Here is an 18,117-nt window from a genome sequence, read left to right on the forward strand (position 1 = left end):
ATCCCACGGTCAGTCCCCTCTCCCTCCGGGAGAGGGCTAGGGTGAGGGTTGCTTTTGCAATGACTCACCGCCAAGGCTTGGGCTCACCCAACAACTGCCCCTGAACCCCATACAAGCCCATCTCGCGAATCACCGACAATTCCCCTTCCGTCTCGACCCGCTCGGCAATCAACGGCAGATCAATGCTGTGCGCCGCACGCTGGATCGCTTCGATGAACAAGCGCTTGTCGCCCTCCTGATCAATCGCACGAATGTAGCTGCCATCGATCTTCAAGTAGGCCAGCCCGAGTCGCGCCAGGTTGCCGATCATGCTGAAGCGCCCACCAAAGCGCTGCAGACTCAGCGAGAAGCCGAGTTCGCGCAAGCGCCGGGTCAACTGCTCCAGCACCGCTTGCTCCGGCAACTGCTCTTCGCCGATCTCAAGGGTCAGGCGTGAACCCAGGTTGGAGTGCGCGCGCAGGATCTCGAAGACTTTATTCAGCGCCTGCGGATCGGCCAATGTCGCCGAGGACAGGTTCAGCGCCAGCGAATCCTCATGCCCTTTCATCTGCTCGAGCACGCGCTCGAGCATCAGTCGATCCAGGCGCGCGGTCCAGCCGAAGCGCTCCAGCCACGGCAGGAAACGCCCGGCCGGAATGGTCTGGCCCTGATCATCGAGCAGGCGCGAGAGCACCTTGTAATGCAGCACCAGTTGTGTGTCGGCGGCCGCCACCACCGGTTGGAAATACAGCTCGAAACGCTGCTGACTCAAGGCCTGATCGAGCAAGCGATGCCAGGCGTGGTGATCGTCGCCGACATCCGCCGTCAGGCTCTGATCGATACAGGCCCAATTCTGTTCGCCCTGCCCCTCAGCCTGTGCCAGCGCCTGATCGCCCAGCGTCAGCACCGCTTGCGGGGAATCGCCGTGAGCGAACGGTGCGACACCAATCGAAGCCACCGCCGCCACATCCGTCGCGCCCGTGGCGTGCAGACTGCTCAGCGCACTGTCGAGGTTTTGCGCCAGTTGCAGCGCCTCTTCACGCACCAGCCCCGGCGCGAGTACGGCGAATTCACCGCCACGAATACGCGTGACGAGGTTTTGCGTTTCCGGGTACTTGGCGCATTCGCGCGACAGTTGTTCGCCCACCGCTTTCAACAGCTCATCGGTGCGCTGGCCACCGAGACGCTGGTTGAGCCCGGCAAGATCCTTGACCCGCAACAACAGCAGATAACCGGAGCTGGCCTGCTCCGGGTTGCTCACCCGGTTGTTCAACTGCATCTCGAAATAGCGCCGGTTGGCCAGGCCCGTGAGGTTGTCCTGATAGGACTCGGTGCGCAGTTTTTCGCTGCGTTCGGCCTGCTCCTGAAACAGCGCCTTGAGCTTCTCGACCATCTGGTTCATCGCCTGCACCACGCGGCGCAGCTCAGGCGTGCGCGGCAACTCCGGCAGGCTGAGAAACTCACGGCGGGCGATGGCATGGGATTGCTGGACCATGTAGTCCAGCGGCTTCAACTGGCGGCGCAGCAGCAGCGCACCGAGCACCGCACTCGCCGCACCGCAGATCAACAGCCAGCCAAGGCTGCCCAACGCGCTCTGCCACAACTTGGCCACGGCAAACATCGGATGGCTGACCACCTCGACCCGCGCCGCCTGCTCCCAGCCACGGCTGACCAGCGCATCGCCACCGGCCGGCTCCAGGCCGATCAGTTTGACGAACCAGTCCGGCACATTGGTGACGGCCGGAATGCCATTGCGCTCGACGATGGTCTGGTCAGTCTTCAGATCGACCACGCGAATGCTCGCGTAATAACCGCTGTCGAAGATCGAGCTGACCAGCAACTCGACCATCGCCGGGTCATCGATATTCGGTGTCAGCGACAACGCCAGCGCTGTCGCGGCGTCCTGCGCGTGGGAACGCAACTGGTTGACGTACTGGGTACGCGAGCTCTCCAGACTGACCATGAAGCTGCCGGTGAAGGCGACCACCAGGAACAGACAGATAGCGATCAACAGCTGTTTGAACAAAGACATCTGAGCGCGTGCTCCTAGTTAGTCGTTTCGACCGGGAAACCTTCGGCCTGCATTTTCTTCAACACATCCTGCCAGCGTGACAGGCGTTTGGTATCACCGACCTTTTTATTGCCCTTGGCCCCCGGCAGGTACAACCCTTCGGCATTGAAAGAATAGACCGGCAGCAAATCGGTTCGCTGCGACGCCGGCTGGATCGGGTCGATCAGGCTGTCGAGCACCAGCGGCATGGCATCGGGGGTGGCATAGTAAGTCAGGACCATGTGCGCGCGGTTCTGGCGCAACGCTTTGACATAGGTGATGCGCAGCTTGTCACTGGAAACCCCGAGATGGCGCAGACTGAAATACTTGGCGATCGCATAGTCTTCGCAATCCCCGGCACCTTTCCACAATGCCTCGATCGGTGTTTCCCAATAATCGACCTCGTGCCACAGATCGATATCTTCGACGTAGCGCACCTGTTTGTTGAAAAACAGGTTCACCACTTTCAGCTTTTCCGTCTCGCTGACCTGTTTCTGCGTCGCCAACAGATTCTGCCAGGCATCGATCCGTTGCTGGCCGGCACCCAGTGGCCCGTAGAGTGCCGTGGCTTTGCGGCTGATCGCGGAAAAATCCCAATCGGCATGCAGACCGCCCAGCATGACGCCGGCCAGCAGCAGTGCGCAGCCTAGCCAGCGCAGCGTCCGAGGGATCGCGAAACGTACCGCCACAGCAGGTTTCCAGAGGGCAGGAAGGAAAGCGTTTGATGGTGAAGCTTAGACGGCTAAAAAACAATGGCACCATGAGATCATCGCCGACGCGCTAGACTTCAAATGTGACGGGGTTCCTCTACACGGTTTGACATCTTGTAGAGCAATCACTAGTGTCATTTGGATCCAAATTCCGCCGACAACAGGGTGCGTAGTCGTGACACAGAAGCCCAAACCGCTGCAGAGCATCAAAGTCGATGGGCCGATCCCCGCGCATCTCGCCCGCGCGATCATCGAAGAAACCTTGCGCGCGGCCATCCTCGACGGCCGTCTGCCGTTTGGTACGGCGCTGCGTCAGCAGGATCTGGCCGACCTGTTCGGGGTCAGCCGCATGCCGGTGCGCGAAGCCTTGCGCCAGCTCGAAGCACAGGAGTTGCTCAGCGTCACCGCGCACAAAGGCGCAGTCGTTGCACCGCTGATTCAGGGCGACGCGACTGAAACCTATGAACTGCGGATCCTTCTGGAAACCGCGGCATTGCGCCAGTCGATTCCCCTGCTGACCCCGGCCGACTACCAACGCGCCGCCGGGTATATCGAAGAACTGGAAAGCCAGCACGATTACACCGAGATCGGCCGCCTCAACCGCTTGTTCCACATGGCGCTGTACAGCAAGGCGCCCAATCGCCGTTTGCTGCGTCTGGTGGAAGACGGGCTCAATGAGGAAGAGCGCTTTCTGCGCTTCAACCTGGAGGCAATGGGCCTGGGCAAACTGTCCCAGGAAGATCACCGGCAGATGCTCAAGGCGGTCGAGGAGCACGATGTCGAACTCTCGGTAAAACTGCTGGAGCAGCATCTCAACCGCGGCGTTGAGGTCATTACCCGCTATCTCGCCAGCCCGGCTGCGCAAAACCGCAAAGTCGCTCGTTGAGCCCATTACGCCGGGAGCAGGCACCGCGCCTGCCCGGCGAATAACCCGCTTACAAATCCCCTCGCCGTTCTGCTGCCAAGCCACTGGCAAACCGACTCCTTCCCTCTACCCTCCCTGCGCCGGCCCACCTGAGCCAGCGGTGAAACGGTAATAGCCGTCGCGCTGATTTAGCCTCACTCTTGAACGGCCAACCCTATAAAGAACGGGCGACGCACCGCATCGCGGTGCAGTCCCCGCACCAGGAACCTACGGAAGGAGCCTTGTCACGGGAAAAAGGAAGTACAGGCGCCGATCCCGGCCAACTTCCGCCCCCTTTAAATCAATTAATTCATTTCATTAAGAAAGTTGCTTCGAGTGAGGCATTCACTCTGATTAATCAATTTTGACCATTATTGGCCGAAAGGAGTAACTACGTCCAAATAAAACTTCAACCAAAAGTTTTATCGGCCACTCTCATACTTGAAAAACAGCCAACTTAAAATAATTAAAAATACACTTGTTAAATGCTTTCGCTGTGTATTAGTTTTTCTTCGCCGAGTTTGAACTTTCCTCTTCATTCCGGCAGCCACCCCGGCGCCAAGCCCTAATGACAGGGGCAAGCGCAGGACCCAGCGGTAAACCGTCGATATAAACCTGACGCTTACATAACTGAAATCGACGCCTGTTCAACGCCAGCAAACCCAGTAAGTCGTTGCACCATAAATGGCGTCGTTGAAACAGCCGTTGCATTTCATATCAATGATAAAGGACATCATGATGCCCACTAAGAACCAACTCGCCCTGAAGAAAGCCGAACTGAGTATTCACCCGATCTTTTCCGAGATTACTTCGCTATCGGTACTGCGCCGGTTCATGGAAACCCATGTATTTGCCGTGTGGGACTTCATGTCGCTGACCAAACGCCTGCAGCAGGAGCTGACCTGCACGCGTTTGCCCTGGCTGCCGCCGCGCGACCCGCACGCCGCTCGGTTGATCAACGAAATCGTCCTCGGTGAAGAATCCGATGATCGTCTGATCGCCGGGCATTACAGCCACTTCGAGTTGTACCTGGATGCGATGCGCGAAATCGGCGCTAGCACCACGGCGGTGGAACGCTTTGTCGCGCTGCAACAGGAAGGCGTGAGCTATGAAGTGGCGCTGCAAAGTGTCGAGGTCGATCCGGCCGCCGCGCAGTTCGTTCGCGACACCTTGCGCACGGCCCTGCATGCGCCGGGGCACAGCGTCGCTGCGGCGTTTTTGCATGGCCGCGAGAGCGTGATCCCGACCATGTTCCAGCGCATTCTCGACGATTGGGGCATCAGCATCGAACAGGCACCGACCTTCCGTTACTACCTGGAACGGCACATCGAGGTCGACTCCGAAGATCACGGCCCGGCAGCAGAGCACCTTCTTGAGCGCCTGGTCGACGGCGATCCGCAGCGCGAAGCCGAGGTCTACGCCAGTGCCCTCGCCGCCGTGGAAAGCCGCATCGCCTTGTGGGACGGCCTGCGTGTGAGCATGCGCGAGCCGTTGGCGGAGGTGGCCCAATGAACGCCGCCGACTATCAATCCTTCGCTGACGCCTGGGAGAACCGCGCCACCATCCGCACCCGTCCCCGGCGCGTGCTCGAAGACGATGAGCGGCTGATCTATCCGCTCAGCCGCCAGCCTCTGGTGCTCAGCGAAACCTTCCTGCGCGAGTGTCCGCAGCAACGCGATTTCGCCTTGGTGCAGACGCTGTACAAATTCATCAACGACGTAGTGATTTTCGAGACCGAGATCGTCGACAAGACCGCGCGCAGCATCGCCAAGAATCGCTTCGCCGTGGCGTTCCCGTTTGCTTGCCGTTACGACGCGATGACCGTAGTGGTCGACGAGGATTACCACGCGCTGGTGGCGATGGACTTCATGCAGCAAACGGTGGCGATGACCGGCATCGAGCCGATTCAACTGCCGGATGAAATCGAACTGAGCCGGGCGATTCCTGCGGCCGTAGCGCTGGCGCCGGAGCACCTGCGCAGCGCGGTGGAGTTGATCTGCGTGGCCATCGCCGAAAACACCGTGACCGGTGATGTCGCCGCATTTGCCCGCGACGACACGGTCAAGCCATCGATCAAAGGCCTGATGGCCGATCACTTGCTCGATGAAGGTCGTCATTCGAGCTTCTGGGCGCGGATGGTGCGCATCTATTGGCACACCGCCAGCGCGACGGATCGCGAGACCATCGCGCAGATTCTGCCGGTGTTTATCGGCCATTACCTGACCAACGACATCCAGAAATCCTTCGACCTGCGCCTGATCGACGCACTGCCGGTCAGCGAGACCACGCGCCGTTCGCTCAGGGATGAAATGGCCGGGCTCGCGTTCCCGATCAATCGCCACCATCCGTTGGTGGGCAACATCGTCAAGTTCTTCCACAACAGCTCGCTGCTCGACACGCCCTGCGTGCAGCACGCCTTGCGTGACTACCTGGTTTGATGAGGAGGCCGACATGAAACGTCTCGACATTTTGCTGATTGGCGCCAGCCAGGCCATGACCGACCTGGCGCAGGAACTGGAACAACACGGTCACTCATTGCAGCGCAGCGGCGTGGCGGCATCGACGGTGGATTTGATCATCGATGATGGCTTTATCGGCGCAGGGGACTTCTGCGCCATCCCGCACCTGCATCTGCGTTTGGGTGTCGGCGCGCCGATCTTCGCCGGTTTGCCATCGCTCGATTTGCTGTGCTTTCTCGGCTCGTCACTGATCAGCCGTGTGCCGATTGCCGATGAGCCGTCCGGCAACGGTCAGGCCCTGCGCCAGCGAGTGCTGACGCAGGTGGTGGATGAGGTGGCGTTGCTGGTCAGCCGCTTCTCGCGCGATGCGCAATACCTGCAGCAGGCCGGATCTGTGCCTGCGCCGGATTTCGAGCGAATGGAAAACCTGCTGTTTCTCGACAGCCTGGCGTACGTCCATCAGCGCAACGACACCGCGAACCTGGCGCTGCTGAAACAGGCGCAAGTGCCAGTCATCGCGCGTCTGGAGCAGAGCTTGATCCGCCACGCTGAGCGCCCGGCGCTGCACCTCGCCGAACAATCGCTCAGCTATGGCCAGTTGCACGCCCACAGTCGCGCGATTCAACAGCGCTTGCAGCCTTTGCTCGAACAGCATCCACATCCGTGGGTGGTCGGCATCTGCCTGCCGAAAAGCCCGGCGTTGTTCGCCTCGATTCTGGCGATCCTCGGCAGCGGCGCGGTGTACCTGCCGCTGGAGCCGAGCCATCCGTTGCAGCGCCAGCAATACATTCTGCAAAACGCCGGCGCGTTGCTGTTGTTGCATGATGGCGAGCATCCACTCAGCGCCACCATGGCGGGGCTGGATGTCAGTGACATCGACAGTGCTGACGCGGATATCAGCCAACCGTTGATGCGCCATCGCCCTGAACTCGACGCACCGTGCATGGCGCTCTACACCTCGGGCACCACCGGGCATCCGAAGGGGGTGTTGCTCAGTCAGGCCAACTTTGCGCACTTCACCGCGTGGTACGCCGATTACGTGCAGTTGCAGGCTGAGAGCCGGGTGCTGCAGTTCTCCTCGCTGAGCTTCGATTCGTCGCTGATCGATATCTTCCCGACCCTGCTCGAAGGCGCCGAACTGGTGGTGCCCGACGACACGCAACGGCGTGATCCGCTGCAACTGGTTGCGTTGATCCGCCGTCGACAACTGACCCACGCCTTCCTGCCGCCGGCGCTGTTGAGCATCCTGCCGCTGGAACAACTGGAAGGCGTGCAAGTGATGACCGGCGGCGATGTCTGCGAGCCGTTTGTCATTGAGCAACTAACCCGTCAGGGCACGCTGCACAACCTTTACGGCCCGACCGAGGCCACGGTGTTGATCACCGCGCGGCAACTCAAACCCGGCGACAGCAACCGCAGCCTCGGCGCGCCGATCGCCAACAGCCAGGTGCTGATTCTCGATGACGATTTGCAACCGGTGCCAGAGCACACCGTCGGTGAATTGTTCATCGTCGGCCCCGGTGTTTGCCTCGGTTATCTGAACAACCCACAGCAGACCGCCGAGCGTTATCTGACCTTGAATCTGCCGGACGACCAAACGTTGCGCGCCTACCGCAGCGGCGACATGGCCAAGTGGGGCGAGCACGGTATCGAGCTGTGCGGGCGGCGCGACAATCAAGTGAAGATCCGTGGTTTCCGGGTCGAGCCGGAAGAGATCGAACGCTGCCTGCGCGAGAGCCAGTTGTACCGGCAAGTGGCGGTGGTGATCGACCCTCAGCGGCGGATTCTGGCGTTCCTCGCCCAAGCGCAATCGGACACCGCGCGCGAAGCGCTGAAGGCCCACGCCCGGCAGTTTTTGCCCGACTACATGCAACCCGTGGCGTGGACTGAACTGTCGAGCATGCCGTTTGCCAGCAACGGCAAGGTCGACCGCAAAGCGCTGCTGGAACTGCCGGTGAATGTGCAGGACAGCGGGCCGAAATGCCTGCCGGCGAATGCCGACGAAGCGTTGCTGCTGGAGATCTGGGCGGAATTGCTGGAGCTGCCGAACAGCGATATTTCCACCGACGAAAGCTTCTTCAACCTCGGTGGCCACTCGATTCTGCTGTCGCGCATGTTGCTGCGCCTGCGTGAGGAGTTCGGGCGCAGCATCTCGATCAATCGCTTCATCGAACTGCCGACCATCATCAAACTGGCGACGCTGGTGCGCGGCACCGATGACAATGCGGTGCTCAGCGCCCAGGCCATGGCCGACGCCGAACGTGCGCTGGACATCGAACCGCTACCCATCAGCCGCATGGGTGATGTGCACAAGGTCATCGTCACCGGTGCCAACAGTTTTGTCGGCGTGCACATCGTCGAGGCATTGCTCGGTTGGGGCGTCAGCGAAGTGGCGTGCCTGGTGCGTGATGGTGGCGGGCAAACCGCGGCGCAACGCTTTGCCGAGGCACTGCGGGAAAACCGTCTGGAGCATCTGGATCTGAGTCGGGTGCGGGTTTACGCGGCAGACATTACGCGCCCGCAACTGGGCCTGAACGACGAAGATTATCAACGTCTGGATCGTGAGTTCGGCGCGTTGGTGCACAACGCCGCCAACGTCAATCACGTACTCGATTACGAGTCGCTGGCGGCGGACAACGTCGAACCGATTTTCGCGCTGCTGCGCTTGTGCGAAGGGCAGCGCAAAAAGGTCTTCAATTTTGTCTCGACGCTGTCGGCTTCCAGCACGGTCGACGACGCCGGCCAGGTGCTGGAACTGCCTGCGGCACTGACGCCACCGATCTACATCCGCAACGGTTACAACCTGTCGAAATGGGTCGCAGAACGCATCCTTGAGCGGGCGCGGGAGCGCGGCGTTCGGGTCAATGTGTATCGCCCCGGCAACATCAGTTTCAACAGCTTGAGCGGTGTTTGTCAGCCGCACAAAAACCGTTTGATGCTGATGCTCAAAGGCTCGATCCAGCTCGGTCAGGTGCCAGCCTTCGCGCTGAATTTCGACCTGATGCCGGTGGACTTTCTTGCCCGCTTTATCGCCTTCCACGCCAGCCGTTATGCGCCCGAGCGCGCGGTGTTCAACCTGCACAACCCCGAGCCTTTGAGCTGGGACGCCTACGTCGCTTCGTTCCGCGAAACCGGCAGCGAGTTTTCGCTGGTCAGCGTTGCCGACTGGCAGCAGCAACTGGGCCGCGTCGATGCCGACAACGCGCTGTTCGGCGTGCTCGGTTTCTACCTCAACGGCTTTGAAGAAGACATCGGCGACATCTCGCTGATCGGCCACGCCAACGCTGAAGCCGGCGTGCAGCAGATGGGCGCGCATTACCCGCAGAAATCCCCGGCGCTGCTGCGTCGCGGCTGCGACTACCTGAAAGAAATCAACTTCATCTGAGCCAACAACAAGGAGCAACACCATGAGCAATTTGCAACCGGACACCCTTATCAAAAACCCGCATGGCTGCCACGTTGTGTCGTCGGTGGAAGTGCCAGCGGACGCCGCGCAGGTCTGGGCGGTGGTCGGCGCTTTCGGCGGATTCGACCGCTTCATTCCGGCGCTGTCGCACATCGAATTGACCGGTGAGGGCGTGTCCTCGCTGCGCAAGAAGGTCTTCAAGGATGGCAACGTGGTGGTCGAGCAACTCAATTCGCGCGATGAGCACGCGCGGAGCATGACCTGGACGACGATTTACAACACGTTGGGGGTGGCGAATCTGTGGGCGGCGATGAATGTGGAGTCGCTGGGCGCAGGTAAATCCCGGGCGACCTGGACGATCATTGCCGAGCCGGCTTCGGGGGGTGAAGAGGCGTTGCCGGGGTTCAAGGATTTTGTGCAGGGGTTTGCGGATGATGCGATGGGGAATGTTTTGAAGCTGTTTGTTTAAGGCTTCGGCTTTGCGGTGATTGCACCACCGCTTTCGCGAGCAAGCTCGCTCCCACAGGGTATTGGGTGTTCACACATGTTGTGTTCAACCAAAAATCCTGTGGGAGCGAGCTTGCTCGCGAAGAACGATAACGCGGTGTGCAATCTGAAAAAATCAGATCTTGAAGCTGTCGACCAACTGCTTCAGGCGGTTGGCCTGCTGCGACAACGCATCACAATCCTTCAACGTTTCATTGAGGTTGGCGACGCTTTGCTGGTTCAACAGGTTGATCTGGTTAACGTCGACGTTGAGGGTTTCCACCACGGCGGTCTGCTCTTCAGTGGCCGCTGCCACCGACTGGTTCATGCCGTCGATTTCACCGATGCGCTGGGTCACGCTGACCAGACGCAAACCGGCCTGATTGGCCACTTCAACGCTCTGCTCGCTGGACGCCTGACTGGCATTCATCGTAGTCACCGCTTCACGCGAACCGATCTGCAGCGAAGTGATCATCTTGTGGATCTCTTCCGCCGATTCCTGGGTGCGATGGGCGAGGTTACGCACCTCGTCCGCCACCACCGCAAAACCACGTCCGGCTTCACCGGCACGCGCCGCTTCGATCGCGGCGTTGAGTGCCAGCAGGTTGGTCTGTTGCGAGATGCCTTTGATCACATCGAGGATGTGGCCGATGTTGTCGGTGCTGGCATTGAGGGTTTCGATCTGCGTGCACGACAGGCTGATTTTCTGCGACAACTCGGTCATCGCTTGAATCGTTTGCTCGACCACCTGACGACCGTCATCAGCCTGCTCGCTGGCGCCACTGGCATGCTGCGAAGCATCGGCGGCGTTACGGGCGATTTCCTGCGTGGCGGCGCCCAACTCGTTGATCGCCGCGGCCACGCTGTTGGTGCGCGCACTTTGTTCGTCGGAACCGACGATCGAGGCGTTGGACGACGCCATTACCCGCTGCGACAAGTCATGCACATGACGAGTGGCGGAAGACACTTCGGAAATCGACGCGTGAATCCGCTCAACGAACTGGTTGAACGCACTGCCCAATTCACCGAATTCGTCTTTGCTCTCGACCACCAGACGACGGGTCAGATCGCCTTCGCCTTGAGCGATGTCTTTCATCGCGCGGCCCATGGTGGTCAGCGGACGCATCAGGACGTTGATCAACAGGCTCAGCAGCAGTGCAATCGCGGCCACCGCAACGAACATTGCGATCAGTGCCGAAGTACGGAATTGGCTGAGTGCGGCGTAGGCTTTATCGCGATCGATCGACAGACCGATGTACCACTGCGCATTCGGCAGATCGCTGACCGGAGTGAACGACAGAATACGTTCCTGGCCATTGAGCACCACGTTCTGGTTGCCCTTCTCGATGCGCACGCTGGTGTTCGGGTAGATATCTTTCAGGTTTTTCATGACCTGATCTTTGTCCGGGCTGACGATCACTTGACCGTCAGCGCTGACCAGGAACGCATGGCCGAGGCCACCGAAGTCCACCGAGTTGATGATCTTCACCAGAGTTTCCAGGCTCAGGTCACCACCGACCACGCCGAGCAGTTCGCCGTTCTTTTTCACCGGCATGGCGATGGTCACCACCAGCCCGCCAACTGCGGCCATGTATGGCGGCGTCAGCATGGTTTTGTCGGCCGCAACGGCTTGCTTGTACCAAGGGCGCTGACGCGGGTCGTAGCCGTCCGGCATCTTCGCATCAGGGCGCTGGGTGAACACCCCGTTGGCCTGGCCGACGTAGGTGAACTGGAAGTTCGAGGTGAAGGCCGGTTGATCGACCAGGCCCGGGAAATCGGCGTCCTTGCCCTGATGGGCAACGTTCTGCGCGAGGTTTTCCAGCACCAGAATCCGCCCGCTCATCCAGTTCTGCACGCTGCTGGCGGTCAGATCACCGGCCTGCTGCACAGAGGACTGAAGGTTCTGGCGAATGGTGTTTCGCTGCAGATAGTCGTTGTAGAGGGTGAACAGCGCGAACGCCAGGACCACGACGCCCGAGGCGGCCAACAGGATTTTATGGCTGAACTTGAGATTCATTTCATGGGACTTCTTATGCCAAAAGTGGGGATGCGTTCCGGATGCAACATTCCATGTACAGCGCAGGCAGCGTTCTTCTGGCCGCTCTACTTTGGTGCACGCATGTCTCACCAGTCTGTCGGCACGTGTCGGAGAAATCTTAGGGCTGTGCAGGAAATGGATGGCAATTCTGCAGGATTCCCGCCGAACGGCGTGCCAGAGCGTTCGCCGTGAGGTTTTTCAAGGGCAATGTTCGAGCGGCAGTTGCAAATTTCGTAACCCTTGATGACAATGCGACTAATTATCATTTGTGACGTTCGCGTTCATGTCCTCACCTGAGTTTGCAGTACAGGCGCTTTACAGTAGTCATCACGGCTGGCTCAACGCCTGGCTGCGCGCGCGGCTGGGCAACGCGGCGGATGCGGCAGACCTGGCGCAGGATACTTTTGTGCGCCTGTTGCAGCGCACCGAACGCCTCGAACTGAAAGCGCCTCGCGCCTTCCTGCGCACGATTGCGCGCGGGCTGGTGATCGACCATTGGCGCCGTGAGGAAATCGAACGCGCCTACCTCGAAACCATCGCGCATTTGCCCGAAGCCGAAACGCCAAGTGCCGAAGCCCGAGCGCTGGTGATCGAGTTGCTGGAAAGCATTGCGCGGATGCTTGAAGGATTGAAGCCGAAAGTGCGTCAGGCGTTTCTGCTGGCGCAGTGCGAAGGTTTGACCCACAAGCAGATTGCCGAGCAGATGGGTCTGTCGTTGCGTTCGGTGGAACGTTACGTCGCCGACGCGCTGTATCACTGCTACGTACTGCGGTACGAAAGCTGATGCCTGTGGATAATCTTTCTCTGAGCCGCCGCACCGAGCCACAGCAACAGGTGGTCAAGCAGGCCATTCACTGGCTATTGCGCTTGCGCAACAATCACGGCAATCCGCGCCTGAACCGCCAGTGTGAACAGTGGCGCGCCGAACACCACGAGCATGAACTGGCCTGGCAACGCGTGCAGTCGCTGCAAGCCGAATTGAGCAATAACCTGCGCACGGTGCCTGGTGCACAAGTGGCGTTCAACACCCTGGAAAACAGTGCGCAGGGTTTGGGCCGGCGACAAGCGTTGAAGCTGTTGTCTGGCGCGCTGCTGATGGGCTCTGCCGCATGGTTGGCCAAAGACACCGCCGCGTGGCAGCAATGGAGTGCCGATTACGCCACGGCGACCGGCGAGCGCCGCGGTTTCCAGTTGCCGGATGGCACACGGATCGAGCTCAACACCGCCAGTGCGGTGGATCTCGATTACACCGCGCAGCAGCGGCTGATCAAACTGACTCGCGGCGAGATCATCGTCACCTGTGGCGGCGCTGATCAGGGGGAAACCTTCGAGCGGCCGCTGCGCGTGCAAAGCCGTCACGGCGTTTACGAACCGCAGGATGCGCGGTTCATCCTGCGGCAGGACAGTGATTGCACGCGGCTCAGCGTCACGCATGGCCAGGTGGCGATTCACGCCGGCGGCACATCAATCGAGGCGCGCGCCGGGCAAAGTTACCTGATTGATCATCAACGCATTCGTCCCGCGCCGGCGCTGGATATGGACGCTGGCGCCTGGGTCGACGGCTTGCTCGTCACGCGCAATATGCGTCTGGGCGACTTTCTCGCTGAAGTCGCGCGTTATCGTCAGGGTTTTCTGCATTGCGCGGCGCAGGTGGCGGACCTGCGGCTGTCCGGCGTATTCCGTCTGGAGGACACCGATAAGCTGCTGGCGATCCTGCCGCAGACCTTGCCGGTGCAATTACGCTATCGCACACGCTGGTGGGTGACGCTGGAGCGCGTCGCCTGAAAGTATTTTGGCGGGTTTTTGCAGCCAGTCCGGCTTAGTCAGTAAGCACTTCAACTCAAGCGTTTGCGACTTCCTACGGAAACCTACAATGACTGTCCGCGCCACCTGTAAGAACTCTCCGAATTTCACTGCCGACTCCGGACCGCTGCGCCACGCTGTTCGCGCCGCGCTGTTTTCCATCGTACTGGGTGTGGGAGTGATGCCGGCTTTGAGCATGGCTGCAATGCCCACTGGCAGTGAAGTCAGCCAGCGTTACAACGTGGCTGCAGGCCCACTGGGTGAGGCACTGAATCAGTTTGCCCGTCAGGCTGGCATCACGTTGTCGATGACCCCGCAGCAAACGCAGGGTCGGCAATCGCCGGGCATTCAAGGTGAGTACTCGACTGATCAGGCGTTGAGCCATTTGCTCGGTGGCTCCGGTCTGGAAGCGGTCAGTCAGGACGGCAGCAGTTACATCCTGCGCCCGCTCGCTGAAACCGAGGCACTGGCCCTGCCGACCACCGACATCAAAGGCTTCGCCCTCGGTAACGCGCTGGGCAGCATGGATGGCTACAACGCCACCCACAGCCAGATCGCCACCAAGACCAGTACCGCGCTGCTGGAAACTTCGCAAAGCGTGTCTGTGGTCACTCGCGAGCAAATGGACGACCAGGGCTCGCAAACTGTCTCACAGGCGATGCGCTACACCCCGGGCGTGCTGACCAACCCGTACGGCGCGACGCATCGCTATGACTATGTGGCGATGCGCGGTTTCAACGATGGCTCGGTGGATAACATCTACCTCGATGGCCTCAAGTCAATGGGTGACAGCGGCACTTACAGCACCATGCAGGTCGATCCATATTTCCTTGAGCGCGTGGACATTCTCAAGGGACCGTCGTCGGTGCTGTACGGACGCAGCTCACCGGGCGGCCTGGTGGCACTGACCAGCAAGAAACCGCTGTATGAGGCTTACCACCAGGTACAAGCGACGGTGGGCACTCAGGGCCAGCGCGGGGTTGGTTTTGACTTCAGCGGCCCGGTCGATGACGACAAACGGATTGCCTACCGTCTGACCGGTTTAACGGATCAGTCCGACACGCAGTTCGACCACAACAAGGAAAAGCGCTTCGCCTTGGCTCCGACCCTGAGCATCGATTTCAGTGAAGACACTTCGCTGACGTTGCAGGCTTATCTGCAACACGATCCGGATGGCGGTTACCACGGCGGCGTACCGGCCGACGGCACGATTCATCAGCGCAACGGCGACCGCATCTCGCCGCACTTCTTCGAAGGCGAACCGGGTGTCGATGGCTATTCGCGTGATCAGCAATCGTTCGGTTATCAATTCGAACATCGCTTCAACGATGTCTTCACCGCACGCCAGAACTTCCGTTACCTCGATTCCAAAGTAAACATGGATCAGGTCTACGCGTATGGCTGGACCTCGCCAACCAGCAACGAGCTGAACCGCTACTACACCGGCGGTGATGAGCGCCTGCATGCGTTTATCGTCGATAACATGCTTCAGGCTGAATTCTTCACGGGTGCGACCAAACACACAGTACTGGTGGGCGCAGACTATCAGCGACGCAAAACCGTGGTCGACTGGACCAGTGGCGGTCTTGCGCCGATCAATGCGTTCAACCCGGTGTACGGCAACTCGGCGATCGACATGTATGGCGAAACCAGTTACCTGCGCCGTCTGGAGCAGACCGGGGTGTACCTGCAAGACCTGATCGAGATGGACAAGTGGCGTTTCTCGCTGGGCTTGCGCCAGGACTGGGTCGAGACTTCGGATGAAAACCGCATCGCTGAAGCCGGGCGCCCGCTTGGCACAGAGATCAATGATCGACGCACCAAACTCACTGGCCGTGCCGGTGTGCTGTACCTGTTCGATAACGGTCTGGCACCCTACATCAGCTACTCCGAGTCATTTAACCCGAACTCCTATGCTGACAGCGCCGGCAATCCTTTGGCACCTACCGACGGTACACAGTGGGAAGTCGGTTTGAAGTATCAGCCGCCTGGCACGGACAACCTGTTCACCGCCTCGCTGTTCCGCATCGATCAGGAGAACCTGGCGACCAAACTGCCGCAGGAAAACTTCTATCGCGCGGTCGGTGCTGTGCGCTCGCAGGGTCTGGAACTGGAAGCGCACATGCAGTTGACCGATAACCTCAAGGTTCTCGGCAGCTACACCTTCACCGATATCGAATACTCGAAATCGATGGTCAGTACGTTGAGCACCCCCACCGACGTGATCGAGAACAAAGGCAACTCACCGACGCAGGCGCCGCGTCATATGGCGTCGTTGTGGGCGGACTACAAGTTCGACAGCGCAGCGCTCGACGGCCTGCGCCTGGGCGGCGGTGTGCGATATGTCGGTTACAGCTGGGCCGATGCGGAGAACACCCTGAAGGTGCCTTCCTACACGCTGTTCGATGCCTCGATTGGTTATGACTTGGGCAAGGTCGGCTTGAAGGGTGTCGACGTGCGTCTGAATGCGAACAACCTGACCAATGAGTCTTACGTCGCCTCCTGCGCCAGTCTGAACTTCTGCTACATGGGCGAAGAGCGCAACGTCGCGGCGACGGTCAGTTACAAGTTCTAAGCCTTTGTCCTGTGCATAAAAAAGCCAGCTCCTGATGTTTCAGGGGCTGGCTTTGTCGTTTCTGTGGGGAAATTCTCATGCGTGCGTTTTTGGTGTTGTTGCACCGTTATATCGGTCTGGCCACGGCGGTGTTTTTGCTGTTGGCGGGAGTGACCGGGAGCATTCTCGCGTTCAATCACGAACTGGATGAATGGCTGAACCCGGAGTTTTATGCAGCGTCTGCCGTGGGTGAGCGCCTGCCTCCCGGTGATTTGGTGGACGCCATGCAAAGTGCTCATCCGAAGTTGCAGGTCTGGTATATGGAGTATCCGCATCAGGCCGGGCATACAGCATTGCTGGCGATGGTTCCGCGTAATGATCCGGCCACCGGGAAGCCGTTCGATGAACGTAATCAGGTGTTCTATCTGGACCCGGTGAGTGCTGAGCAAAAGGGCCAGCGGTATTGGGGTGAGTGTTGTTTTCAGCGAGAAAATTTTGTCCCGTTCATTCTTGAGTTTCACTACAACCTGACGTTGCCGGGAAACTGGGGATTGTTATTGATGGGCTTGGTTGCCGTTGCCTGGGTGATCGATTGTTTCGTTGCGCTTTGGCTGACGTTGCCGCGTGGCAAGCCGTTCTGGAAGAAGTGGTCGACCGCCTGGAAGATCAAGGGTGGACATGCCTACCGGCTTAACTTCGACCTGCATCGCGCCGGGGGATTGTGGCTATGGTTGTTGCTACTGCCGATTGCCGTGAGCAGCGTGGCGATGAACTTACCGAGTCAGGTATTCAAACCTGCGGTCTCGTTGTTTTCACCGATAGAACCCAGCGTCTATGAGGCCCGAGGGCGAATGCCTCCTTCACAGTTGGGGGTGACGCAATTGAGTTATCAACAAGCGTACGAGAGGGCGTTACAGGAGGGGAAAAGGTTAGGACTGACAGCGGCGATCGGCGAGTTGTATTACAGCTTTGAGTACAACTTCTACGGTGCAGGGTTTGGACAGCACGACACTGAAGCCCATGGAAAATCCTGGTTGTTCTTTCACGGTACGGACGGGCGCTTGTTAGGGCAGGAGATCGCTGGGCAGGGAACGTTGGGAGAGCAGTTTTATCGGTTGCAGTTACCGATACATGGCGGACGGATCATTGGGGTTACAGGTCAAGTCATGATCGCGATGTTAGGTATTTTGATTGCGGGTTTGTCGGGGACTGGCGTCTACATCTGGTGGCGCAAATGGCAGGCTCGACGTATCAGCAAAGCGCGTAAAGCTGTTTGATCATTGGTTTTGCAGGCCCTGAAATGACAAAACCCCTGTCTGCGTTAGCAGACAGGGGTTTCGGAATTTAATCTTGACGATGACCTACTCTCACATGGGGAAACCCCACACTACCATCGGCGATGCATCGTTTCACTACTGAGTTCGGGATGGGATCAGGTGGTTCCAATGCTCTATGGTCGTCAAGAAATTCGGGTACTGAGTCGTAGCCAAATGGCTTCGCTTCAGCAAATTGGGTATGTGACAGCTTTCGGTGTTTTGTGAGCGTCGAACTTTCGGTTCATCTCGTCTTCACACACCGCAATCTGATGCTCTTTCGAGTAGTCAAATTGCTTGGGTGTTATATGGTCAAGCCTCACGGGCAATTAGTATTGGTTAGCTCAACGCCTCACAGCGCTTACACACCCAACCTATCAACGTCGTAGTCTTCGACGGCCCTTCAGGGAACTCA

At 59.2% G+C, this 18,117-nt stretch carries 12 protein-coding genes and 2 rRNA genes; 9 read left to right on the top strand and 5 right to left on the bottom strand.

Annotation, left to right across the window (positions count from 1 at the left end; genetic code table 11):
- Nucleotides 1–64: 64 nt before the first annotated feature.
- The gene (gene lapD / locus WA225_RS07350; RefSeq protein ID WP_422607423.1) at nucleotides 65–2,011 is read right to left on the bottom strand and encodes a cyclic di-GMP receptor LapD; all 1,947 of its coding nucleotides are present in this window, start codon (nucleotides 2,009–2,011) and stop codon (nucleotides 65–67) included.
- Between the two features lie 14 nt (nucleotides 2,012–2,025).
- Nucleotides 2,026–2,718 carry a cysteine protease LapG gene (lapG, locus tag WA225_RS07355; RefSeq protein WP_422607424.1) on the bottom strand — a complete coding sequence of 231 codons (693 nt, stop codon included), beginning with the start codon at nucleotides 2,716–2,718 and terminating at the stop codon, nucleotides 2,026–2,028.
- Nucleotides 2,719–2,914: 196 nt separating this feature from the next.
- Here lapG and WA225_RS07360 point away from each other — a divergent pair, with 196 nt between their 5' ends.
- The 5 genes from WA225_RS07360 to WA225_RS07380 all read left to right on the top strand — a co-directional run bounded on the left by WA225_RS07360 (nucleotide 2,915) and on the right by WA225_RS07380 (nucleotide 9,977).
- Nucleotides 2,915–3,625, top strand: a complete 711-nt coding sequence (locus tag WA225_RS07360) for a GntR family transcriptional regulator (protein WP_422607425.1) — start codon at nucleotides 2,915–2,917, stop codon at nucleotides 3,623–3,625.
- A 753-nt stretch (nucleotides 3,626–4,378) separates the two neighbouring features.
- Complete coding sequence (locus WA225_RS07365; protein ID WP_422607426.1) at nucleotides 4,379–5,155, top strand: DUF3050 domain-containing protein; 777 nt, start codon at nucleotides 4,379–4,381, stop codon at nucleotides 5,153–5,155.
- Nucleotides 5,152–6,081, top strand: coding sequence for a diiron oxygenase (locus WA225_RS07370; RefSeq protein WP_422607427.1), 930 nt, complete (start codon nucleotides 5,152–5,154; stop codon nucleotides 6,079–6,081). Before WA225_RS07365 ends, WA225_RS07370 begins: the two co-directional genes overlap by 4 nt.
- 13 nt (nucleotides 6,082–6,094) lie before the next feature.
- Entirely contained in the window at nucleotides 6,095–9,487 is a 3,393-nt protein-coding gene (locus tag WA225_RS07375) for a non-ribosomal peptide synthetase (protein WP_422607428.1), read from the top strand.
- Between the two features lie 22 nt (nucleotides 9,488–9,509).
- Nucleotides 9,510–9,977 (top strand): SRPBCC family protein, encoded by a 468-nt coding sequence (locus WA225_RS07380; RefSeq protein ID WP_422607429.1) that lies wholly within the window; start codon nucleotides 9,510–9,512, stop codon nucleotides 9,975–9,977.
- Between the two features lie 153 nt (nucleotides 9,978–10,130).
- Here the strand turns inward: WA225_RS07380 and WA225_RS07385 are convergent, their stop codons facing one another.
- Entirely contained in the window at nucleotides 10,131–12,011 is a 1,881-nt protein-coding gene (locus tag WA225_RS07385; protein WP_422607430.1) for a methyl-accepting chemotaxis protein, read from the bottom strand.
- A 304-nt stretch (nucleotides 12,012–12,315) separates the two neighbouring features.
- On the opposite strand from WA225_RS07385, the gene WA225_RS07390 reads away from it, so the two are divergent.
- The 4 genes from WA225_RS07390 to WA225_RS07405 all read left to right on the top strand — a co-directional run bounded on the left by WA225_RS07390 (nucleotide 12,316) and on the right by WA225_RS07405 (nucleotide 17,666).
- Nucleotides 12,316–12,816 carry a sigma-70 family RNA polymerase sigma factor gene (locus tag WA225_RS07390; RefSeq protein WP_026000801.1) on the top strand — a complete coding sequence of 167 codons (501 nt, stop codon included), beginning with the start codon at nucleotides 12,316–12,318 and terminating at the stop codon, nucleotides 12,814–12,816.
- Nucleotides 12,816–13,817 carry a FecR domain-containing protein gene (locus tag WA225_RS07395; protein ID WP_422607431.1) on the top strand — a complete coding sequence of 334 codons (1,002 nt, stop codon included), beginning with the start codon at nucleotides 12,816–12,818 and terminating at the stop codon, nucleotides 13,815–13,817. The genes WA225_RS07390 and WA225_RS07395 overlap by 1 nt, the downstream gene beginning before the upstream one ends.
- Before the next feature lie 88 nt (nucleotides 13,818–13,905).
- Nucleotides 13,906–16,410, top strand: a complete 2,505-nt coding sequence (locus tag WA225_RS07400) for a TonB-dependent siderophore receptor (protein ID WP_422607432.1) — start codon at nucleotides 13,906–13,908, stop codon at nucleotides 16,408–16,410.
- 77 nt (nucleotides 16,411–16,487) lie between these two features.
- Nucleotides 16,488–17,666: a PepSY-associated TM helix domain-containing protein gene (locus WA225_RS07405; RefSeq protein ID WP_422607433.1), complete on the top strand. Its 1,179-nt coding sequence runs from the start codon at nucleotides 16,488–16,490 to the stop codon at nucleotides 17,664–17,666.
- Between the two features lie 71 nt (nucleotides 17,667–17,737).
- Here the strand turns inward: WA225_RS07405 and rrf are convergent.
- Nucleotides 17,738–17,853 (bottom strand): 5S ribosomal RNA (rrf, locus tag WA225_RS07410).
- A 157-nt stretch (nucleotides 17,854–18,010) separates the two neighbouring features.
- A 23S ribosomal RNA gene (locus WA225_RS07415) occupies nucleotides 18,011–18,117 on the bottom strand; the annotation flags it as partial.

Origin of the sequence: Pseudomonas sp., assembly GCF_049300855.1 — a bacterium.
Lineage (GTDB): Bacteria > Pseudomonadota > Gammaproteobacteria > Pseudomonadales > Pseudomonadaceae > Aquipseudomonas.